At 53.5% G+C, this 22905-nt stretch carries 17 protein-coding genes; 6 read left to right on the top strand and 11 right to left on the bottom strand.

Features of this window, described 5'->3' with window-relative positions:
- Window positions 1-7: 7 nt before the first annotated feature.
- Window positions 8-2209, bottom strand: a complete 2202-nt coding sequence (locus ACYP03_RS09225) for an ABC transporter permease subunit (protein ID WP_459779337.1) — start codon at window positions 2207-2209, stop codon at window positions 8-10.
- A gap of 259 nt (window positions 2210-2468) precedes the next feature.
- On the opposite strand from ACYP03_RS09225, the gene ACYP03_RS09220 reads away from it, so the two are divergent.
- From ACYP03_RS09220 to ppx, 3 genes are read left to right on the top strand one after another with little or no spacing between them, the layout of a single operon-like run.
- A complete protein-coding gene (locus ACYP03_RS09220) occupies window positions 2469-2990 on the top strand; it encodes a glycine cleavage system transcriptional repressor (RefSeq protein ID WP_248141234.1) in 522 nt (173 codons plus the stop codon).
- 20 nt (window positions 2991-3010) lie between these two features.
- Window positions 3011-5131 carry a polyphosphate kinase 1 gene (gene ppk1, locus ACYP03_RS09215; protein ID WP_459779335.1) on the top strand — a complete coding sequence of 707 codons (2121 nt, stop codon included), beginning with the start codon at window positions 3011-3013 and terminating at the stop codon, window positions 5129-5131.
- Entirely contained in the window at window positions 5128-6636 is a 1509-nt protein-coding gene (gene ppx, locus ACYP03_RS09210) for an exopolyphosphatase (protein ID WP_330960577.1), read from the top strand. The genes ppk1 and ppx overlap by 4 nt, the downstream gene beginning before the upstream one ends.
- A 47-nt stretch (window positions 6637-6683) precedes the next feature.
- On the opposite strand, the gene ACYP03_RS09205 is transcribed toward ppx, so the two are convergent.
- From ACYP03_RS09205 to ACYP03_RS09185, 5 genes are all read right to left on the bottom strand, one after another.
- Window positions 6684-7688, bottom strand: a complete 1005-nt coding sequence (locus ACYP03_RS09205; protein WP_459779333.1) for a PstS family phosphate ABC transporter substrate-binding protein — start codon at window positions 7686-7688, stop codon at window positions 6684-6686.
- A gap of 87 nt (window positions 7689-7775) precedes the next feature.
- A complete protein-coding gene (phoR, locus tag ACYP03_RS09200) occupies window positions 7776-9080 on the bottom strand; it encodes a phosphate regulon sensor histidine kinase PhoR (RefSeq protein WP_248141237.1) in 1305 nt (434 codons plus the stop codon).
- A gap of 75 nt (window positions 9081-9155) precedes the next feature.
- Window positions 9156-9845: a phosphate regulon transcriptional regulator PhoB gene (phoB, locus tag ACYP03_RS09195; RefSeq protein ID WP_036751482.1), complete on the bottom strand. Its 690-nt coding sequence runs from the start codon at window positions 9843-9845 to the stop codon at window positions 9156-9158.
- Between the two features lie 184 nt (window positions 9846-10029).
- Window positions 10030-13794: an AAA family ATPase gene (locus ACYP03_RS09190; RefSeq protein ID WP_459779330.1), complete on the bottom strand. Its 3765-nt coding sequence runs from the start codon at window positions 13792-13794 to the stop codon at window positions 10030-10032.
- Window positions 13795-13809: 15 nt separating this feature from the next.
- The gene (locus ACYP03_RS09185) at window positions 13810-15045 is read right to left on the bottom strand and encodes an exonuclease SbcCD subunit D C-terminal domain-containing protein (RefSeq protein WP_459779328.1); all 1236 of its coding nucleotides are present in this window, start codon (window positions 15043-15045) and stop codon (window positions 13810-13812) included.
- Between the two features lie 224 nt (window positions 15046-15269).
- Here ACYP03_RS09185 and rdgC point away from each other — a divergent pair, with 224 nt between their 5' ends.
- The gene (gene rdgC / locus ACYP03_RS09180) at window positions 15270-16181 is read left to right on the top strand and encodes a recombination-associated protein RdgC (RefSeq protein ID WP_330960627.1); all 912 of its coding nucleotides are present in this window, start codon (window positions 15270-15272) and stop codon (window positions 16179-16181) included.
- Window positions 16182-16277: 96 nt separating this feature from the next.
- Here rdgC and ACYP03_RS09175 read toward each other — a convergent pair whose 3' ends face one another.
- Both ACYP03_RS09175 and ACYP03_RS09170 read right to left on the bottom strand, forming a co-directional pair.
- The gene (locus tag ACYP03_RS09175; RefSeq protein WP_330960573.1) at window positions 16278-16769 is read right to left on the bottom strand and encodes an NfeD family protein; all 492 of its coding nucleotides are present in this window, start codon (window positions 16767-16769) and stop codon (window positions 16278-16280) included.
- A gap of 2 nt (window positions 16770-16771) precedes the next feature.
- Window positions 16772-17755, bottom strand: coding sequence for an SPFH domain-containing protein (locus ACYP03_RS09170; RefSeq protein ID WP_330960626.1), 984 nt, complete (start codon window positions 17753-17755; stop codon window positions 16772-16774).
- Window positions 17756-18086: 331 nt separating this feature from the next.
- Here ACYP03_RS09170 and trhP point away from each other — a divergent pair, with 331 nt between their 5' ends.
- Entirely contained in the window at window positions 18087-19460 is a 1374-nt protein-coding gene (gene trhP, locus ACYP03_RS09165) for a prephenate-dependent tRNA uridine(34) hydroxylase TrhP (RefSeq protein WP_330960572.1), read from the top strand.
- Window positions 19461-20027: 567 nt separating this feature from the next.
- Window positions 20028-20282: a YfhL family 4Fe-4S dicluster ferredoxin gene (locus ACYP03_RS09160; RefSeq protein WP_248141243.1), complete on the top strand. Its 255-nt coding sequence runs from the start codon at window positions 20028-20030 to the stop codon at window positions 20280-20282.
- Between the two features lie 9 nt (window positions 20283-20291).
- Here ACYP03_RS09160 and mepA read toward each other — a convergent pair whose 3' ends face one another.
- The 3 genes from mepA to ACYP03_RS09145 all read right to left on the bottom strand — a co-directional run bounded on the left by mepA (window position 20292) and on the right by ACYP03_RS09145 (window position 22854).
- Window positions 20292-21170, bottom strand: a complete 879-nt coding sequence (gene mepA, locus ACYP03_RS09155) for a penicillin-insensitive murein endopeptidase (RefSeq protein WP_459779325.1) — start codon at window positions 21168-21170, stop codon at window positions 20292-20294.
- Between the two features lie 157 nt (window positions 21171-21327).
- Window positions 21328-22308 carry a sugar-binding transcriptional regulator gene (locus tag ACYP03_RS09150; protein ID WP_248141245.1) on the bottom strand — a complete coding sequence of 327 codons (981 nt, stop codon included), beginning with the start codon at window positions 22306-22308 and terminating at the stop codon, window positions 21328-21330.
- A gap of 255 nt (window positions 22309-22563) precedes the next feature.
- Window positions 22564-22854, bottom strand: coding sequence for a DUF2218 domain-containing protein (locus tag ACYP03_RS09145; protein ID WP_459779324.1), 291 nt, complete (start codon window positions 22852-22854; stop codon window positions 22564-22566).
- Between the last annotated feature and the right edge of the window lie 51 nt (window positions 22855-22905).

The raw sequence follows: 22905 nt of genomic DNA, 5'->3' as shown, positions 1-22905 counted from the left end.
CCGGCCGTCACAGCGACTTGTATTTCTCACGCAGTCGCTGCCGGACAATTTCCGCCAGGGTATTGAAGAAAAAAGTAAAGACAAACAACACAAAAGCCGCCAGAAAGAGCACACGGTAATGGGCACTGCCAACTTCTGATTCCGGCATTTCAATCGCAATCGTCGCTGACAGCGTCCGTAAGCCTTCCAGCACATTCCAGTCCATCAGCGGCGTATTGCCTGTCGCCATCAGGACAATCATCGTCTCACCGACCGCACGACCCAGCCCCATCATAACCGCCGAGAAGATCCCGGGACTTGCCGTCAGCAGGACCACGCGGGTCAGGGTCTGCCAGGGCGTTCCTCCCAGTGCCAGCGAGCCATGACTCAGATGTGAAGGCACGGAATAAATCGCATCTTCAGCTATCGTGAAGATCGTCGGGATCACCGCAAATCCCATGGCAATCCCGACCACCAGCGCATTCCGCTGGTCGTATCCGATTCCCCAGACATTGGTCAGATAACTGCGAATATCGCCGGCAAAAAAAGCCTGTTCAATCCAGGGGCTGAGCGAAAAACACAGATAAACCGCAAGCACTGACACCGGCATCAAAAGCAAAATATGCATCCCGGTCGGGATCCGCCGGTGCCAGCCGCCGGGCAGCATCGCCCATCCCAGCCCGACTCCCATCATCGCCAGCGGTAAGAACACCAGACTCAGAACAATACCGATCAGGTGATTTTCCACAATAGGCGCCAGCCAGATCCCTGCCAGAAATCCCAGAATCACCGTCGGTAACGCTTCCATAATCTCAACCGTCGGCTTCACCACCCGGCGCATTTTCGTGGACATGAAATACGCCGTATACACCGCACCAGCCAGTGCCAGCGGAATGGCGAAACACAGCGCATAAAACGCCGCTTTCAGTGTCCCGAACACAATCGGCATCAGGCTCAGTTTGGGTTCTGCTTCATCAGACGCTGACGTCGACTGCCAGACATAGTCCGGCTCCGGATAACCTTCATACCAGACCTTCTGCCATAAACTGTTGACGCTGACTTCCGGATAAGGATTGTCAACGCGAAACAGCTGCCATTGCTCACCGGTAATCGCGAGCAAGCGATCCGCACGGGATGAAACCACCATCTGATCCGGCACCTGACTGAACAGAGACTGGCTCAGCACCGGTGCCAGGTTGTCCGAGGTGAAAAACACCTTCAGTAGCCCGTCATCCTGCAGGGCAAAAAAACCTTTCCGGTAATATTCGGGCACCAGACGGTTGAACGCGCCGCCTTCCGCGTCAAAGGTTCGCGCTGCAACCAGCTGGCGCTGCCCGTCTTTCACCACTTCAAACCACTGGGTCACCCGGCCGTCAGCGCCGGTAATCAACAGGGAATTCGCCCCAGACAGGGCCGTCATCGCAACGGGCGCGGCATCTTCCGGACCAACATCCTGTCGCAGACGGATCCGGGCCTGAAGTGACTGTAAATCAATGGCCAGCACCTGCCGTCCCGCCAGCACATAGAGTGTGCGGCCGTCAGGCGTGGCAATCATTTCAGTGACGGCATCCGGGATTTCCGGCATCGTCACCCTTTGTTCCTGCCAGGCATCGTTCCCGGGATTCAGTCCATGGCTGCGATGGTAGGTCAGCGCAACCAGACGCTGATCACGGGTCAGCCCGATCAGTGTTGCTGTTTCATCCCGGACAGACACAGCCAGCCGGTCTAAGGGCTGACGCTCAGGATCTAACTGGATATATGCCTGATCCAACGGATAAGAAACACTCAGACCGCCCTGACGGATCAAGGGCTTGATAACACTGACCCCGCCAGTCTCGTTCCCATACACATAGACGTTCTCATGGGGCAATGCCGCAGCAAAACTGACCGGGTGATCCATGACGGATATATGTTTACGGGTATCCGGATGCGCCGCATGGGCGAGCGATACCAGACTGACCTGTCCGTCCGATGAAAAATGAAAGGCGTAGGTATTCTGCTCGTTCAGACGCACAGCCTGCGTACCGGACAAGGGCACGGTGAATGACTGAAGAGATGTGATCCGGGCTGGCGAAAAAACTGGCACGATCACATAGAGCAGATAGAAAAAGATCAGAACCAGAGTCAGAAGGACAGAAATTCCACCGGCAATCACACTAAAACGCGCCACCCTGTCTTTCAGCTGACGGCGACGGCTATCGTTCGTCAAAAATGCACCGGCATCTGCCATTCTCACCCCATGAAAATTACAAACTGACAAAGTATATGTCTGCAAGATGACAATTATATTACACCTGCGGTAAGTTTTTCATTTGTCGGATGAAACTGTGCAGCAGTTAGAAGGTTGACATCAAATTGTCACAAAAAACGAATAATCTGAAGGCTTTATGACGGCAGCCTGATTCTGGGAACTCAATGCATATCCTGTCTGGACATAAACTGAGGGTGGTCAGATAATGAATTGAACCGCTACCAGAAGGAGACGCGACATGAAACATCTTGTTATCACTGTCATCGGCCAGGATCGCCCGGGGTTAGTCGGATCTTTATCTGACACCGTCTACAAACATCATGGAAACTGGCTGGGCAGCAGCATGAGCAAGCTGGCCGGACAGTTCGCTGGGATCCTCCAGGTGGATGTCCCCGAAGAATCGGTTAAATCGCTGCGTCAGGCCATGTCAAAACTGGATGGGCTGAACATTCATATTGCTGAAGACAGCCACACCCCACCGGCCCCCAAACAGCTGCAGGCACTGACCGTCACCGGCAATGACCGTCCCGGCATTGTCAAAGAGGTCACAACCCGCCTGAGCGAGCTTGGTATCAACATCCATAAACTGAAAACGGATACCCACAGTGCGCCCAACTGGGGATATCCCATTTTCACCGCGTGGTTCGAACTCGAGATCCCTGCAACACTCACGGTTGCCACGGTCCAGCAACAACTGGAAAGTCTGGCCGATGATCTGACCATCGATTTTGAGGAACCCGAGGGTATAGAAGTCCATTAATTGCTCTTGTTAGGAAAACTATGAGTACTGAACCGCTGTATATTGACAAAGAACTTAGCTGGTTGTCATTCAACGAGCGTGTCCTGCAGGAAGCGGCGGACAAGTCCGTTCCCCTGATTGAACGCGTCCGTTTTCTGGGCATTTTTTCCAGCAACACGGATGAGTTTTATAAAGTTCGCTTCGCAGATGTAAAACGGCGCATTCTAATCAGCCAGGAACGTGGCGGCGATGACAATGCCAAGCATCTGCTGAGTAAGATTCAAAGCCGGGTCCTAAAAATGAATCAGGATTTCGATACCCTGTATAACGAAATCCTGCTGGAAATGGCCCGGCGCAATATTTTTCTGGTCAATGAACAGCAAATTGATGAAAACCAGACCGAATGGCTGAAACGGTATTTTCGCAACACGATTCTGCCGCATGTCACCCCGATCCTGCTTACAGACGACATTGAGCTGCTGCAGTTTCTGAAAGATGAATATTCTTATCTGGCAATTGACATGAAACAGGGCGAATCCAGCCAGTATGCGCTGGTGGAAATCCCGACAGATCAATTACCCCGATTCATCAAAGTTCCTGAAGCGAAAGGGAAGAACCGAAAAACGCTGATTCTTCTGGATAACATTATCCGGCTTTGTCTGGATGACATTTTCAGTGGTTTCTTCGAATACGACAGCCTGTCTGCTTACTCGATGAAAATGACCCGGGACGCTGAATACGATCTCAGTCAGGAAGTCGATCACAGTCTTCTGGAGCAGATGTCAGAAGGTCTGAATCAGCGTCTGACGGCCATGCCGGTTCGCTTTGTGTATCAGCGGGATATGCCGGGTGAAATGATTGAAAAGCTGTGCCATCTGCTCAAGGTTTCCAGCTATGACAGTATCATTCCGGGTGGCCGTTATCATAACTTCAAGGACTTCATCAGTTTCCCGAATATCGGCCGTAAGTATCTGGAGAACAAGCCACTCCCGCCACTTGAAAGTTACCCGTTTATCAGTGCTCGAAATGCGTTCGAGGCGATTAAGGCGCAGGATATTCTGCTGTATTACCCTTATCACACCTTTAACCACATGACGGAATTTGTCCGTCAGGCCGCATTTGACCCCAAGGTCCGCAGTATCCACATCAACATTTACCGGGTCGCGAAAAATTCTCGCATCATCGATTCCATGATTGACGCCGCCAACAACGGCAAACAAGTCACGGTCGTGGTCGAACTGCAGGCCCGTTTTGATGAAGAAGCGAATATTGAGTGGGCCAGACGCCTGACTGAATCAGATGTGCGTGTCGTATTCGGTGTCCCAGGGCTGAAAATACACTCGAAGTTATGTCTGGTGACGCGTCAGGAGGACGATGCGATCGTCCGGTATGCCCATGTCGGAACCGGCAACTTCCACGAGAAAACCGCCCGTATTTATACCGACTTTTCGCTCTTCACCGCCGATCCTGAACTGACCAATGAAGTCCGCCAGGTGTTCAGTTTTATTCAGAACCCTTATCGTCCGGTGAAATTCAATCAGTTAATCGTGTCGCCCAGGAACTCCCGCAGCCGGATGTACGAACTGATCGACAATGAAATTGCCAATGCCAAGCAAAAACTGCCATCGGGCATTACACTGAAGATAAATAACCTGGTGGATAAAGGGCTGATTAACCGCTTATATCAGGCCAGCAGCGCCGGTGTGAAGATCAATATGATCATCCGCGGTATGTGCTCTCTGGTACCGGATATCCCGGGCGTCAGCGATAACATTAAAATCATCAGTATCGTCGATCGCTTCCTGGAGCATCCGCGCGTCATGGTCTTTGAGAACAATGGCGATCCGGAGATTTATATTTCATCCGCCGACTGGATGACCCGGAACATCGACAACCGGATCGAAGTCGGCTGCCCGATCCGTCAGCCCGAACTGAAACAGAAGATCATTGATATTCTGAACATCCAGTTTTCCGATACGGTGAAAGCCCGGGTGCTGGATAAAACCATGGGCAACGAGTACGTGCCGCGCGGAAACAAACGCAAGATCCGCTCTCAGATTGAAATTTACGATTACCTGAAGCAATCAGAGAAAAAACTGCAAAAACAGGCCAGCCAGAAGGCTGAAAACGTCATTACTGAGAATAACGAAAACGCCGCATGATAGAGATCGATCGTCCCCGAGAAATCGCAGCCATCGATATGGGCTCCAACAGCTTCCATATGGTGGTTGCCCGGGTGGTCGGCCACAGCCTGCAGATCGTCAGCCGCCACAAACAGCGTGTGCATCTGGCTGACGGCCTGAATGACAACATGGAACTGGATCAGGCCGCCATTCAGCGCGGCCTGAGTTGTCTGGCGATGTTTGCCGAACGGATTCAGGGGTTTGACCCGGAAAATGTCCGTATTGCCGCCACCTATACCCTGCGCCAGGCCCGGAATGCCCAGGTCTTCCTGATGCGGGCAGAAAGTGTCCTGCCGTACCCGATTGAAATCATTCCGGGAACCGAAGAAGCCCGGCTGATTTTTCTGGGTGTCGCCCATACCCAGCATGAACCCGGCCAGAAGCTGGTCGTGGATATCGGAGGCGGCAGTACTGAACTGATTATCGGTGAGGGATTTGAACCCAAGCTGCAATACAGCAAGCATATGGGCTGTGTCAGTTACAATCTGCACTACTTCCCCGAAGGAAAAATTTCCGCCAAAGCCATGGCGAATGCCCAGATGGCCGCGCTGCAGAAAATGGAAAGCATCGCCAGCCAGTACAAAAAACTGGGCTGGGAAGCCGCCATTGGCGCCTCCGGCACCATCAAAGCCATTCGTGAAGTGATCATCGCACAGGGTCATGCTGATGGCATCATTACCAAAGAACGACTGGAAGAGGTCGTCAAACTGGTCACAGCCTGCAAACACAGTGATGAACTGGCACTGCCGGGGCTTACGGATGACCGAAAACCCGTCTTTGCAGCCGGAGTAGCCATTCTGAGTGCCGTCTTCAGTGCACTGAAGATCGAGAGTATGGTTTTTTCTGATGGGGCATTGCGCGAAGGTCTGCTCTATGAGATGGAAGAGCGGTTTCGCCACAGTGATATCCGCAGCCGGACAGCCATCGCCATGGCCACTCAGTACAATGTGGATATTGATCAGGCCAACAGAGTCCGGGATACCGCTGAACAGATCTACCGTCAGGCAACCTCAAATGGCACCCACACCGAGCTGGCCGCTTTACTGAGCTGGGGAGCCCAGCTCCACGAAGTCGGACTCAGCATCAGTTATCCGGGCTTTCACCGCCATTCCGCATATCTGCTGCGTCACAGCACCATGCCGGGCTTCAACCTGGAAGAGCAGACCGTTCTGGCAACTTTAGTCCGCTTTCAGCGTAAATCACTCAAACTCGACGAAATGCCCGAGCTGAGCATTTATAAACGCAAGCACCTCTACCCGATGATCCGGGCGTTACGGCTGGCCGTCGCCCTGCATGGTCAGCGGACTGACGAAGCGTTGCCTTCCATGGTTCTGACCGCGGATAAAGAAAAGTGGCTGCTCAGCCTGCCCGATGGCTGGCAGACCAACAACCGCCTGCTGGCCGCCGATCTGACCAAAGAGCAGGACTACTGGCGAAAAGCCGGCTGGGAGCTTGTGATCAATCCGCTTGAGGAATTGGACTAACCCATCAAAAAAGCGGCTGAAAAGCCGCTTTTTTTCTGTGTGCTGAATTAATCCAGCCCCAGTGCAGCCAGTTCTCTGGCCACCACCGCCGGTGGTAACGACACATAACCGTCTTTATCAACCATCTGCTGCCCCTGCTGAGACAGCACAAAGCGCAGAAATTCTGCTTCAGGTTTTGGCAACGGCTTGCCCGGGACTTTATTAATATAGATATAAAGATAGCGGGCCAGCGGATAACTGCCGTTTGCCACGTTTTCCTTGGTGGCAGCAACAAAAGGCCCGTCCCCCTGCGCAATCGGAATCGCCCGGATCCCTGTCGTCCGGTAACCAATCCCCGAATAACCAATTGCATTTAACGACGTCGATACCGACTGCACTACGGAAGCAGAGCCAGGCTGTTCATTCACATCCTGCCGAAAATCCCCGTTACACAATGCTTTTTGCTTGAAGTAACCATAAGTACCGGAAACCGAATTTCGCCCGAACCGCTGAATATCCCGCTGAGTCCAACGGCCTGTCAGTCCCAGCTGACCCCAGTGTGTGACAGGCTGGTTAGCACCGCAACGCAGCGTCCGGGAAAACACGGCATCCAGCTGCCGGAATCGGAGACCGGGCAATGGGTTGTCTTCGTGAACAAAAACCGCCAGTGCATCAATTGCAACCCGCACTGCTGTCGGCGGATAGCCGTAATTATGCTCAAACGCCGCAATTTCACGGGTCTTCATGGGACGACTCATCGGGCCCAGCTGAGCGGTGGCTTCTGTCAGTGCTGTCGGGGCCGTTGATGAACCCGCAGCCTGCACCTGCACATGTACCGTCGGATAGAGATGCATAAAGGCTTCAGACCAGTAGGTCATCAGATTGGCAAAAGTATCCGATCCGACTGAGTTCAGTGTTCCCGTCACACCTTGCACACTCTGATACGGCGACAATGCTGTGTCCGGTTCAGATAAAAGCCCGCTCTGGCTCTCTGCCATTGCCTGCCCGATGATCAGCACACTGCATAACAGCCCGCTCAGAATACCTCTCAATCCCCAACCTCTGTGTTTCATGTACTGCTCTGATGCCTCCACCCGTCATCGGGTTACCACGGTTTACCAAAATTCTGTGCCGGGACTTTCCATCCCGGCCTTGTGGTTTCAGGCCGCTTTCGATGTCAGCCGTTGCGGCAGGGTAAAGGAAAAGGTACTGCCCTGCCCGACCACACTTTCAATTTCCAGGAAAGAATCATGATGGCTGAGTGCGTGCTTCACGATCGCCAGCCCCAGACCACTGCCGCCGGTTTCCCGGGAGCGGGCTTTGTCGACCCGGTAAAAACGCTCGGTCAGCCGATGGATATGCTGAGGCTCAATCCCGCTGCCGGTATCGGTCACTTCCAGCCGCGGCCCTTTCGGCGACAGGAACCAGCGCACCTTCACCTGACACTTCGGTGGCGTATGTTTCACCGCATTGTAAACCAGATTCGAGATGGCACTGCGAAGCTGGTCCGCATCCCCCAATACCTGAAGACCTTCGTCGACTTCAAATTCAAAGATCTGATCTTTATCGCCGCTGAGTGAGATCGCTTCTTTCTCCAGCACATCCAGCATCGCCGGGACATCCACCTTATCTTCCAGATCCAGATGCGGCGCGGCTTCAATTTTGGACAGGGTCAACAATTGTTCGACCAGAGAATTCATCCGGGTCAGCTGCTCTGTCATCACGCCATGGGCTTTTTCCCACATCGGGCCAATCAGCATGTCCGGGTCACGCGACATTTCCAAATAGCCCTGCAAAACCGTCATTGGAGTCCGCAGTTCATGAGACACATTGGCAAAGAAGTTGCGGCGCATGCCTTCCAGTTGCTTGAGCTGAGAAATATCACGTACCACCATCAGGTATTCTCCCTCGGTGTAGCGCATGATCCGCAGCTCCAGCGTCCGGTCGTAGTTCAGCGGTGAGGTGATTTCCAGCGGATCTTCAAAATCCTGACGGGCCAGATAACGGACAAAATCCGGGCTACGCAGCAAATTACTGACCGGCTGACCGGCATCTTCCGGCCAGCGAAGGCCAAGTAGTTGCTGGGCCAGTTTCGTGCACCAGACAATATTGCCTTCACTACGGAACACCACCACGGCATCCGGCAGGGATTCCGCACCATTGCGGAAACGGCGGATCAGCGTCGCCAGCTCGCGACGGCGGCGGCGGTTGCGTTGCTGCAAACGGTAAATACCGTTAAATAAGGGCTCCCAGCTGCCAGAACCGGACGGCGGCGTCAGGCTGCGATCGGTCCACAGCCAACGGGACATTTTCAGTTGATGATGGCAATGCCAGCCCAGCAAAATCCAGCTGGCGGCCAGCAAAAACCAGGGCATGTAACCGAAAATCAGACCCAGGATGACCCAGGGCAAATAAAAAAAAGCCAGTTCTCTGACCAGCTTTTTCCAGGACAAGCGTTCTACCATTCATGTCTCCCGCCAGCAGTTGCAGTAATCGATTACCGGACAACCAACTCCTGGCTTTTCAATCTTGTGTGGCCGTTAAACCCTGGTGGAAAAACGGTAGCCGGCACCACGGACCGTCTGAACCATTTTATCGTGACCGCCGGATTCCAGTGCTTTACGTAAGCGGCGGATATGCACGTCAACCGTCCGGTCTTCCACATACACATTGGTGCCCCAGACGTTGTTCAGTAACTGCTCACGGCTGTAAACACGTTCCTGATGCGTCATGAAGAAATGCAGCATCTTGAATTCAGTCGGCCCCATTTCCAGCGGCGCTTCATTGGAAGTAACACGGTGTGAAACCGGATCCAGTTTCAGTCCCTGAACATCAATGACCTCATCCAGCGAGGTTGGGGAGACACGACGCATCACCGCTTTCAGGCGTGCCATCAGTTCTTTCGGAGAGAAAGGTTTGGTGATGTAATCATCCGCACCGACTTCCAGTCCACGGACTTTGTCTTCTTCTTCGCCACGTGCCGTCAGCATCACCACAGGAATATTGCGGGTGACTTCATCGCGTTTGAGGTGTTTGATCAAATTGATCCCTGAACCACCCGGCAGCATCCAGTCAAGCAGGATCAGCTCAGGAAAAGGTTCACAGATCTTTTCCAGCGCGGAGTCGTAATCTTCAGCTTCAATGGCCTGGTAGCCTTTTTGTTCCAGCACAAAGCACAGCATTTCGCGGATTGGTGCTTCATCCTCTACCACAAGAATCCGTCTAACCATAGTTTCGATACCTAAGTCATTGCTCTCTGTCGGGCGCCATTATCCAGATTAAGTATGACACTTTTGTGACCAAAGGAGCAGTTATCCGCAAAAGCTTAATGCGGTTGCTATTCAATTGTCACCTTATCCGGCCTGAGCAATTGACCATCCTTGCCCGGCCAGCCAGCAGGCCAGGCTGATCGGATCAGCCCTGAACACTGATCCGGCTGCGTCCGCCGCCCATGGCTTCCACGGCCACCTGCACTCCAATCCGCTCCACCAGGGTGCCCACGTGAGAAATAACGCCAATCTGGCGGCCATCTGCCTGCAGCGCATCGAGACAGGCCAGCGCCATTTCCAGACTGTCCGGATCCAGCGTGCCGAAGCCTTCATCAATAAAGAGTGACCCCAGCTGGCGGGTATCCGCAGCCAGTGAGGCCAGCGCCAGTGCCAGTGCCAGCGAAACCAGAAAACTCTCGCCGCCGGACAGCGACTCAACGCTGCGGACTTCATCACCCATATCATGGTCGATCACCTGCAGCGCCAGCGGACTGCCCGGGACCGGTTGCAGCGCATAGCGCGGCGCCAGATCCCCAAGGTGCTCATTGGCCAGCAGGACCAGTTGCTGCAGCGTCAGTCCCTGTGCCAGCGTGCGGAATTTACTTCCGTTCGACGAACCGATCAGTTCACTCATTTCCAACCACAGCTCAGTATGCTGCTGTTGCTGCTGCAACTGCCGGGTCAGGTCTCCGGCCTGTTGCTCTGCCTGTCCGGCCTGAGCCAGTCGCTGACGCAGACTGAAATACTGCTCTTCAAGCGTCCCCTTCTCAGCCTGCCACTGTGCTTTGCATGCTTGCTGATGTTCCGATGCCAGTGAAATCTCCTGCGCCTGGAACCAGGCTCTGGCGGTTTCCGCATTCGGCACATGCTCTTTCAGCGCCTGCTCCCGCTCTGACAGCCGGGTCTGAGCCGCTGCCAGCGTCTGTTCCAGAATGCGCAGAGCCGATTTTTCCTGGGTGACCCAGTCTTCATCCCGGCTGAGCAACGCCACCAGCTCATTTTCCGCCATCCCCAGCTTCTGATGCCAGCTTTGCCATAACTGAAGTACTTTGCCATGTTCGGTCTCCGCATCACTCAGTTGCTGCCGGACACTCTTCAACGCCGACTGGGATGCGGCATACGCCTCCCCGGCTTGTCGCTGCTGCTGTTCACAGGAAGCCACAGCCTGACGGGCCTTTTCAATCAGAGTCTTATGTTGCGCTTCCAGTGGCGCCACAGGCTGATCACCGACCAGCGCCTGGCGTTCCTGCCACAACTGCTGGATCTGACGGGACAGCTCTGCCTGTTTCTGCTCTGTCTCAGCCAGTTGTTTTTGCAGGTTCTGAATCTGTGTTTGCCCCTGCGTCAGCACAGGGACAAGTTCATGCAGTTGCCTGTCCGTGCTTTGCAGCGTCTGCTGCCATTGCCGGTAATCTTCAACCTGCTGATTCAACTGCTGTTTATATTGTTCTTCGCCGAGCTCTCGCAACTCTGTCAGCCATACGTCACTGCCAAACTGCTGGTTCAGCGCCTCGGCTCTCTGGCTGCGTACCGCGTGTTGTTCCTGCTGCTGTTCTTCGAGTGAAGCCAGCCTTGCCTGCCGGCCGGCTTCCTCCTGAGCGAGCTGATGTAAATCATGAGACAGACGGGATTCCGCCTGTGTCAGTTGCTGAAGCTGCTGCTCGATTGTACGTCCCTGTTTCAGGCGATTCTGGCCCGCTTCATACTGCTGCTGACGATGCTTCAGCGCCGAATGTAACTGCTCAGCCTCATGCTGCCATGCCTGCATCTGCTCCCGTAAAGCAGCAATCTTGATGTCAGCAGAAAGCGTAATCTCCAGTGACTGCGCCAGAGAACAAACCTGCGCTGAAATTGTGCCCGACACCGCCTGAATACTGGCCAGTTCATCACGCATCACAGCTAAGCGCTGTGCATGCTGCGGCAACAGCTGCTCAAGGTGATGGCGTTCACCTTCCAGAGCCTGATACTGTTTTGTCAGCGTCTGGCGACGTTGATGCTGCTGCTCCAGCAGACTTTCAACGACCGGATGTTGCTCTGCATAAGGGTGATCCGCCCCGCCGCAGAGCGGGCAAGGCTCGCCCGGTCTGAGCAAAGTACGGTAATCCGTCAGCTGCAGTACGGCCTGATTTTGCTGAAACTGATACTCTGACTCTTCAATACGCGCAGCAAGCTGAGTCATTTCCGGAGCGAGCTCCTGCAAGCGTTTCCCGGCACTCTGATGCGCCTGATTCAGCTCCTGTTGTTCCTGTGACAGCCGCCCGGCTCGCTCCAGCAGAGCACTCCATTCCTGTGCCTGCGCCATCAACTGCCGCAGCCCGTCCAGTCGCTGCTGACTCAGACGATGTTCCCGCTGACTTGCTTCCTGCGCCGTTTCCAGTGCAGTCAAATCCAGCTCGTTCAATTGCTGAATGAACTGCTGCTTTTGTGTAAGCAACTGCTCAATGTCTTGCTTGAATTTACTTTCCTGAAGCCTGAATGCCTGCTGGTCCTGCAGCGCTTGCTGACTCTCTTTTCTGAACCGGCTTAGTGCGCGATGAGCGCTCAGGTACTGTTTCAGGTTGTCTTGAACAGGCTGAAACTGCTCGGAAACGGCTGCCAGTTTCTGGTTCTGTTCGAGCCTGACGGACAACTGCTGACTACGACTCTGAAGCGCTTGCTGTTCAGCCAGCTTGTTCTGATACTCACGGTCTTCCTGCGTTCGTTGCTGCTGCAACAACTGAATTTCCTGAGCCAGCGACTGGTGCTGAAGTTCCAGGCCTTCCTTTTTTTGGTCAAGGATTTGTGCCTGCTTCAGACTGGGCTCCAGTTGCTGCCACGCTTGCTGCACCTGAGCCAGAGACTGTTGCGACTGCTGCACTGCCGCATCGGCCTGTTGCCGCTGCTGCTGATGCATATCCAGATCCTGTTGCGCGGTTGTGAGCGACTGCTTCAGACGCTCAGTGAGCTGCCCGGACTGATTCAGCAAAGTAAAATCTGCGCGCGCAGGCTGAGCCTTTTCAAGCTGCTCAAGGTACAGATTCCTTGGCGCGGCCTGTTCGCACTGCGTTTTTGCCTCAGTCAGCGTCTGCACACTCTGTGTTATCCGTTCCTGCAACGCAGCTTCGGTCTGCAGGGCCTGCTGATGTTGTCCGAATTCAGCCAGTCGGCTGTCACAGGCCGCCAGCTGAGATTTCAGGCCTGAAATCTCTTCATTCAGCACCTGTTTTTCTTCCTCAGTCAGCAGCGCGATATCGCCCAGTTTCTCCTGTAACTGAGCCAGTTTCAGCTTTTCATCCCGGGCTTTTTCAAACGCAGCAACCGACAGACGGGCATAAATTTCACCGCCGGTCATTTTCTCCAGCAACGCTGCCCGCTCGTCGGCACCGGCTTTGAGGAAAGCAGCAAACTCCCCCTGCGGCAGCATGACTGCACGGCGGAACTGATCAAAGGTCAGGCCAATCAGCCGTTCAATTTCAGTCTGTACTTCCTGCTTTCTCCCGGCAAAGCGCTGACCGCTGTCCAGATTCTCCAGCCACTGCTCCGCCGCCTGCACCCGGCCTTCGGCATTGCCTCGGGCCCGGCGAACCTGCCAGCGGGCGCGCCAGCGGGTGCCGTCATTTGCCTGAAAATCAACCTCAGCAAACGCCTCTGCTTTCCCGCGCGACAAAATGCTGCGCACATCATTGGCTTTGATCCGATTGCTGTCTTCACCGCGACCAATTTCTGCATCTTTCTGTTTATTTGGCTGTAACCGCGGCATCCGGTCATACAGTGCCAGACAGATGGCATCCAGCAAGGTCGACTTCCCCGCTCCGGTTTTTCCGGTAATGGCAAACAGACCCGCTTCACCCAACCGCCCGTTCGCAAAATCAATCTCAAACTGTGTTTGCAGGCTGGCAAGATTCTCGCCTCTCAACGCCAGAATTTTCATGGTCTCTGTCTGCCTTTATTCCTGTTCATCTTCAATTTGCGTAAGCAACAGCTCGAAAGCATCCCGCATCGCCTCTGAGGGCTGGCCGTCATATTTCTTCTGCCAGCTCAGGTCAAATACCTGCTGTGGACTGACATCGGATAAACGCTGATGGGCCAGCGGCGACGTCTCTTCCTGCTGCCGGTAATGCGGTGTGATTTTAGCCAGCCGGACCGCCTTGCCTTCTAATGCCTGCAACACTTTTTCACGCAGCATCGCCTGCGGCTTATCCAGCAACACCGGGACCTCGAGAAACGGCTGGGCTTCCCGAGGGCTGTCATCACGGTCCAGTTCTTTCAGAGCTGCCAGCACCGATTTGAGCGGCTGAGGCTCAGCAGGAACTTTCAGCATCTCAACCACTCTGGGCACCGGGATCGGCTGAATTTCCGCGAGCTTTTCCCCGTCCAGCTCAACTAAAACCACCTGGTGCTTGTAATGACGCTCCGACATTGAGAGTGGCAAAGGTGAACCGCTGTAACGAATGTGTTCTGTCTGCGCAACCCGCTGAGCCAGATGCAAATGACCTAACGCGGCATAACAGAGTGACTCAGGAAAAATCGAGGCAGGCAATGCATGCTGATTCCCGCCCAGCACCCGGCGCTCCGACATTTCAGAAAGCTGTCCCGATGCCATGTAAACATGTCCCATGCCGATCAGCGCCTGCCCCGGCTCACGCCGTTGCTTGGCAGCATCCGTCACCTGCTGATACAGAATTTCGACCCCTTTGATCAGGCGGTCATCGTTCTCGCTCAGATCGTCTGTCCGCAGATCACTGCTACGCAGGAAAGGCACCGCGAGCACCCAGGCTGCCGTGTGCCCGTTTTTATCGGTGAGCGGCACCAACAGACGATCCATCTCAAGCTGGCCCTGTTCATCGCGGCTGATCCCTCCGACCAGGTGAAGATCAAACGCCTTCAGCAGCTCATGCGGCGCGTCCAGCTTACTTGGGGAGTCGTGATTCCCGCCCGTGATCACCACATTGAGATCCGGTAACGTTTTTGCCAGCCGGGCCAGAAAGCGGTACAGCATCCGCCAGGCACTGGCAGGCGGATTAGCCGTATCGAAAATATCGCCCGCCACCAGCAGGGCATCCACCTGCTCAGCTTCCAGCGTTTCAGCCAGCCAGTTCAGAAACTGCTGGTGCTCGTATTCACGCGGATAGCCATGCAGCTGATGGCCGAGGTGCCAGTCTGAGGTATGTAATATTTTCATGCTGTTAGAATCATCGCGGACAGGGATAGTCAGAATTTGGAACCGATTGTACCTCAGGCAGGTAAGCGGAAGGTGAAGAGACCGGAAAAAATTGCGACAAAGTCTGACTGATTTCCTCCGCCGAAATTCATCGGCCAAACAAAGTGCACCAGCCTAGCATCGGACAGCGACTTGGGTATAAGATTGTCGGCCCAATGCACAACCTAGGATCTGTCCCAACTATGCTGTGGTTTAAAAACCTGCTGACCTATCGCTTCAGCCGCGACATCAACATCAACCCGGATGAGCTGGAAAAGCAGCTGGAAGAGTTCCGGTTCACTCCCTGCGGCAGCCAGGACATCCAGAAATTTGGCTGGGTCTCTGCGCTGGGTAAACACGGTGACATGTATACGCACGTGGCCGGTGACAACATTCTGCTCTGTGTCCGGAAAGAAGAAAAAATGCTGCCGGCTTCCGTGATTAAAGAATCTCTGAATGCCAAAGTGGAAGCACAGGAAAAAGAACAGGGCCGTAAACTGAAGAAAAACGAAAAAGACACCCTGAAAGATGAAATCGTCATGGATCTGCTGCCGCGTGCCTTCAGCCGTCGCAGCCACACCTATGCGCTGATTATGCCGTCGCTCGGTTTGCTGCTGGTCGATGCCGGCAGCTTCAAGAAAGCCGAAGACTTGCTGGGCCTGCTGCGTAAATCCATCGGCAGCCTGCCGGTTGTACCGGTCACCCTGGCCAAACCTGCCGCTCAGACCTTGACCGAGTGGGTCCGTTCCGGTGACTCACCGAACGGTTTCACCATCGGCGAAGAAGCAGAACTGAAAGCGATTCTGGAAGATGGCGGCGTGATTCGCTGTAAACAGCAGGATCTGAGCTGTGATGAAATTCTGGCTCACATTGAAGCAGACAAAGTGGTGACCAAGCTGGCCATGAACTGGCAGGACCGGATCGACTTCGTGCTGGCCGATGACCTGTCTTTGAAACGTCTGAAGTTTTCTGATGAGCTGAGAGAGCAAAACGACGATATTGACCGCGAAGATATGGCACAGCGTCTGGATGCTGACCTGTCTCTGATGTGCGGTGAACTCTCTGCCATCCTGCCCAACCTGTTTGAAGAAATGGGTGGTCTGGAAGATCGCGTCTGATCAGACGTTGTCTTGCCCAGGCACTTAAATAGACCCCAATAAAAAGCCCCCGTGTCCTCAACAGACACGGGGGCTTATTGATTGAGCAACAATCGCCTAACTGGCGTCTTCGCGAACCAGAGGCTTGACGGTGAAACGGCCGACATCAACTGCGACCACCTCAACTTCTTGCCCTTTTTCCAGCACATTGCCGTGGTAATCATGGCTTAGCACCAGAGTCCAGCTGATCCCTGAATATTTCACGGTCCCGTTTTGCTCATGACTGAGCGGCGCATCCAGCCTGAATTTCAGGCCGATAAAGTCACTGCTGGTATTGTTGACGGGTCTTTGCGACTGCTGTGAATTTTTCATCGGTTTCCATAGCAAGAGCGTCAGCAATCCGGCACCAATGCCACTGACCCCGACCAATGCCGGGAAGGTCTCCGGCACCACACCCACCAGCGACAGCGTCCCCGTCAATACAGCGGAAACCCCGAGCGCCAGCAGCACAATGGTCGACAACCCCAGCATCCAAACTTCAATGGCCAGCAACAGCAGACCAATCACGATGGTTAACTGGGCCGGGCTTAATCCAAACAGCTCAGTCATGATTACTGCTCCTCAGGCAAGTCCTTCTGCGGTGCTTTTCCGCCCTGCTGGCGGTTCAGCTGATGAATAATGGTCATCGCCTCGGCCACGACATTACTGGCTGAAGCACTGCTGTCCGGCAGAAGAACCACTGAAGATTCTTTTGCAATGGCTTCTCTGGCCTGGATGGCTTTACCCGCCAGATCCAGCTGGATGGCTTTCTGGCCTTCATCAGTTACCGCAACATGGCCAATGATTGTCAGCGCATCCGCTTCTGCTTTCGAGACCGCCAGAATAGCCTGCGCCTCACCTTCTGCCTTCAGAACCTGCTCTGCTTTTTCTGCTTCCGCAGCCAGAACGCGAGCCTGCTTCATCCCTTCCGCGATATTGATTTCGCTTTGGCGTTTACCTTCAGATTCCAAAATCACCGCACGCTTTTCCCGCTCGGCTTTCATCTGACGCTCCATCGCGTCCAACACTGAACGCGGCGGTTCAATATCTTTGATTTCATAGCGCAGCACCTGCACGCCCCAAGGCATCGCAGCATCGTTGATGGCCGAGACAATCGCGGTGTTCAGATTTTCACGCTCTTCAAATGTCTTATCGAGATCCATCTTACCGACTTCACTCCGCATCGTGGTTTGTGCCAACTGGGTGACTGAGAAAATATAGTCATCCACACCGTAACTGGCTTTGTAAGGGTCAACGACCTTGATATACAACACGCCGTCAACCACCAGCGAGATGTTATCTTTCGTAATCGCCGACTGGCTCGGTACATCGTACGCCTGCTCTTTCAGCGTCTGGCTGTATGCCACGCGATCAATTAAAGGCACCAGAAAGTTCAGACCGGCTTCCATGGTCTTGTGATATTTGCCGAATCGCTCCACCACAACAGCAGTATTTTGCGGTACAAACTTAATCGCACTGCGAAGAATGACGATAATCAGAATCGCCAGAACAACCCAGATGCTGAGTACAGATGAAATGATATCCTCGATATACATCATTAATTTCCAACCATATGCAATGAGTGAGACATTATGAGATTAAATGGGAAAAACGAACAGCCTTAAATGTACCTAAGGTGCTTAAAATAACCCGGTATATCTCTATAAACGACCAAATATGTATGGGGCTTAGCTCATACACCAACAAAGACTAAAATATGCATGCCGCAATGAATACCCATAAAAAGTTTCAGGCTATTTGCCAGCGCGCAGCCTTCACAGTAAAATCCGCCCTCTGTTTTTCGTCTCCCGTATGTTTATCTCCGGATAAACAGGAGTTCGACCTGATCTGACATCAGACTTTGACCCAGAAGGGGAATCCCGAGTTATGTTTAAACCTGAATTGTTATCGCCTGCCGGCAGCCTGAAAAACATGCGTTATGCCTTTGCCTATGGCGCAGATGCGGTTTACGCAGGCCAGCCACGTTACAGCCTGCGTGTCCGCAACAACGAGTTCAACCATGAGAACCTGAAAATTGGCATCGACGAAGCCCATGCTCAGGGGAAGAAATTCTATGTCGTCTGTAACATTCAGCCTCATAACTCAAAACTGAAAACCTTCATCCGCGACCTGACCCCGATCATCGAGATGGGTCCGGATGCCCTGATCATGTCCGATCCCGGCCTGATCATGATGGTGCGTGAAAGCTTCCCGGACATGCCAATTCATCTCTCAGTTCAGGCCAATGCCGTCAACTGGGCAACGGTGAAGTTCTGGGCATCGCAGGGCGTAGAACGTGTCATCCTGTCGCGCGAATTGTCTCTGGAAGAGATCGAAGAAATCCGCGAGAAATGTCCGGAAACCGAGCTTGAAATTTTTGTTCACGGCGCACTGTGCATGGCTTACTCCGGCCGCTGCCTGCTGTCGGGTTATATGAACAAGCGTGACCCGAACCAGGGTACCTGTACCAACGCCTGCCGCTGGGAATACAAAGCAGAAGCGGCGAAAGAAGATGATACCGGCCAGATCGTCGAAGTTCAGGATGCCAGTGCCGCCGTTCAGATCCAGGACGTCGCACCGACTCTGGGTGAAGGCCAGACAACCGATCAGGTGGTTCTGCTGAGTGAAAGCCATCGTCCGGAAGAGAAAATGGCCGCATTCGAAGACGAACACGGCACTTATATCATGAACTCCAAAGACCTGCGGGCAGTTCAGCACGTTGAACGTCTGAGCCGGATGGGCGTTCATTCACTCAAGATTGAAGGCCGCACCAAATCGTTCTACTACTGTGCCCGGACTGCTCAGGTTTACCGTAAAGCCATTGATGATGCCGCCGAAGGCAAACCATTTGATGAAACCCTGATGAGCACCCTGGAAAGCCTGGCGCATCGCGGTTATACCGAAGGGTTCCTGCGCCGTCATACCCATGATGCTTATCAGAACTATGACTACGGTTACTCCATCTCCGACAGTCAGCAGTTTGTCGGAGAATTCACAGGCCAGCGTCGCGGCGAACTAGCTGAGGTTGAGGTCCGGAATAAATTTATGGTGGGAGACAGTCTGGAACTGATGACGCCAAACGGCAACATCACTTTCACACTGGAAAGCATGGAGAACCGTAAATCAGAATCAATAGACGATGCCAAAGGCAGCGGCCACTTCGTCTTCATTCCGGTTCCGGAAGATCTGGATCTGTCGTATGCCCTGCTGATGCGTAACCTGACAGGCAACGCAACAACACGGAATCCAACTGCAGCCTGATGACCTGCCCACCGTATTGCTGTCATCCGGCAATACGGTGTTCAATTAACTTTTTACAGTTACATTCGGAATATCAGAGCATTTGATAGGAATGGTATACCTCACTCCCTGCTGCATCATTTCCTGCTGACAGATCGGCTCTGTCGTTATTTCCGTCCAGCCCCAGCCAAGAATAATAGAGACGACAATCAACGCTATGGGGTCTAATCTCACCTTCATTTAATGCTCCCCCGCATATATCAGGAACCACGAAAGTAACCTGAATACAATTCAGGTACTTCACTTCAACCTCAATGCCAGCCGGGCTTAATGCTGCTGATCGCCCGAAACCAGCATTGTCACGAACACATATGAAGTGCGGCTAAGTGAGAAATAACGTTAAATCGACCCCATTCCGTAAACATCTGACGTAAATATGACCATATACCCCGTTTTATTTGGCCTTCGCGACTTCTGTGCTAAACTTGCGCCGTTTTATCTCCTTTCAATTTTTGGGGACATATCACACCCCGCGAAGGATCGTCTCTTCTGTAAGCGAATGCTTTAAATTTCTGCGGATGTAATCTTATGGCCTTACTCATTACCGACAAATGTATCAACTGCGACATGTGCGATCCTGAATGTCCGAATGACGCCATCAGCATGGGGGAAGCGATCTATGAGATCGACCCGAATCGCTGTACCGAGTGCAGAGGCCATTATGAGAAGCCGACTTGTCTGTCGGTTTGTCCGATCAACAACTGCATCATCCCCGATCCCGCACATATCGAGACCGAGGAAGCTCTGCTGGAAAAATTCGTGCAGCTGCAGGGGCTGGCCTGAACCGGCACTCTATTGCGCGATCTTCTTCGCTTTCTTCAGATCAACCGCATACCGATCTTTTTCCTGCACCGGCTCAGTTCCATTCAGCATCGCCATACAGCCTGCTGGCGGTAAGGGTTTGAGCACCGGACGTTTCTTGGTGGGTTTCGCTTTGGCGGTTTGACGCTCAGAGACAGGTTTCGGCTTCCAGGAAGCCAGTTCTGCCCCGCAGCCATCTCCCGGCGGTGGCGGCAGCTGTTCCTTACACTGGCTGTCCCCCTGTGGGCAATGCATCCGGACATGGAAATGATAATAATGCCCCCACCAGGGCCTGACCTTGCGCAGCCAGCGGCGATCAGTCCATGTCGCGGCACACAGCTGCTCTTTGATCACCGGATGGACAAAAATCCTCGCCACCTGATCATCGGAAGCTGCCAACTGGATCAAATTCGCCTGATTGTCCGTCCAGTTGTCCCTGATGATCTGGTATGCCTTCAAATCAACCATCGGCAGCGGTTGAAGTGTTTTCAACACCTCTTCTGAGGCTGGGTGTTCCAGGGTGGTGAGCCAGATATCAGCATCCAGCCCGGTCTGGTGACTGGCATGCCCGGAGCGAAAACGTCCGCCCCGCGGCATTGCAATATCACTGACCAGCAGTTGACCCAGCCGGAGTTTGCTTGCTTTGGCAGACAGTTGTTCAAGAAACGCGATCATACTCTGGTGACCGTAATACCGGCCCCGCTCTGACCGTACCCGCTGATACCCCTCTCCTTCTGCCGGGAGCGGGGTTGCACCGGCAAGACAGCCATTACTGTAGCTGCCAATTGCCTGAGGCTGACCTGGAGTCGGGGTTTCAAAATGTTCCCAGGGCGTCGACCAGGCGGGCAAGCTGACCAAACCGCTGGCCATACAGCCCAAGAGCAGAACGGATACAGATAATCTTTTGAGGAGAAACCGCCTCGCAGCAACAAACTGAAAGACGGCAGAATGGAAGTGGACATGAAGCACCGGTGCTCACCCTGTGATTAATTTGAGAACTTAATCACATAAGTTTATACCATCCGAATTATTTTATTTGCTGATCAAGATTGAGAATGGTCAGCGCATTACTGACACTGGTCGCCAGCACATCAACGACGCCGGATCGCAGTGCGCCAAGTAATGCCAGTGCCTTACTGTTCTCAGCGGCTGTGACCACCACCGTCGGAATATGGCGCAGTTCCTCCATGCTCAGACCGATCACCCGATCGCTCATCATGGTGTCGGAGCGTTTCCCCTGACTGTCAAAAAAGTCATAGCCGGCAATATCACCGACGACACCTTTCCGGATTCGGGCCTCAACAATTTCCTGGGGGGTAAACCAGCCCATTTTCACCATGTGGCTGTTTTCATTCATGTCGCCCACCCCAACCAGGGCCAGATCCGCCCGCCGGGCACGGTCCAGTGTTTCCTTCACTGTACTGTTCATCATGAAAGCATCTTTCACGCGGATATCGGCGACATACGCCGGGGCATACAGGGTTTCACTGATGCCGTCGTACTTCTTGGCCAGCTGACGGCAGATATGGTCGGCATTGATGGCATTACCCGAACGATGGGTTCCGCCAATGCCGCAAACAAAGCGGCAGTTGCGATGCGGGACCACCCCGACATGGCTGGCGATCGCGGCAATATTACGTCCCTGTCCGACAGCCACCACCATATCATCGGTCAGGGTCGAGGCAAGATAACTGGACACCAGACTGGCAACCTGTTGACGCTGAGCTTCTTCATCCGGCTGATCAAGCGCGATCAGGGCCCGTTTCAGCTGAAAACGGTCAATCAGCTGCTGTTCCAGCTTTTCACTGAAGACCGGGTGATACTTAACGGTAATTTCCACCACACCCTCATCACGCGCCCGGCGAAGCAGCCGGCCTACTTTGGCCCGCGACATCCCGAATCGCTGTGAGATTTCTTCCTGAGTGGCACCATCCTGATAATACGCAATGGCAATTTCGGTCAGCTGATCACTGTCGACCTGTGCCGCATCCGTGGTGTTAAGATTCATCGTCAAGTCCTTAGCTCATCCAGACCCGGCTATTTTACCCTGTCCCGTCACCGCGTGCGAGGCATGAGCCTGTACAGCTTTACTGACATCTTACAGCTGAGTGCTGTACAGCTTTCCAAGCAAAAAGAATACCACAAACCATTTAATAGTAAGCCATTGATTTATATAAGACGATCAGCTTGTACAGCTTTTTGACCATTGTAACCCCAAAGCTAAAAAAGCTGATCACCTGTATGGGGAAGAACGACACAGCGACTACCCGGTGATCCCCCATGCCAGTTCCACCGCTTCACGACGGGCAAAGCGGTCAAAATGAGTTTTCACAATCTCTTTTACCACTTCCAGCGCCTCATCGGAGTCCGCCTGACATTCAACCGTCAGCATGGATTCCGTCGCGCGAAACTCACAGGTTCCCATCGCAAAAAATACCTTGCCCTGCCGATCGTCCCATTCGGCATCCACTTTATGATTAAAATGCTTACACAAATGACGGAGATATTTACTGCCGTCCGGGGTCTGGATGTGTGTCATAACATGATGACTCATCACGGTTCTCCTGTTCCGCTTACAATAAAGCGTCAATATAGCACAGTAATG

The organism is Photobacterium sp. R1, from assembly GCF_054600795.1.
Note: the sequence above shows the minus strand (reverse complement) of the source record. Positions and strands in the feature narration are given on the sequence as shown.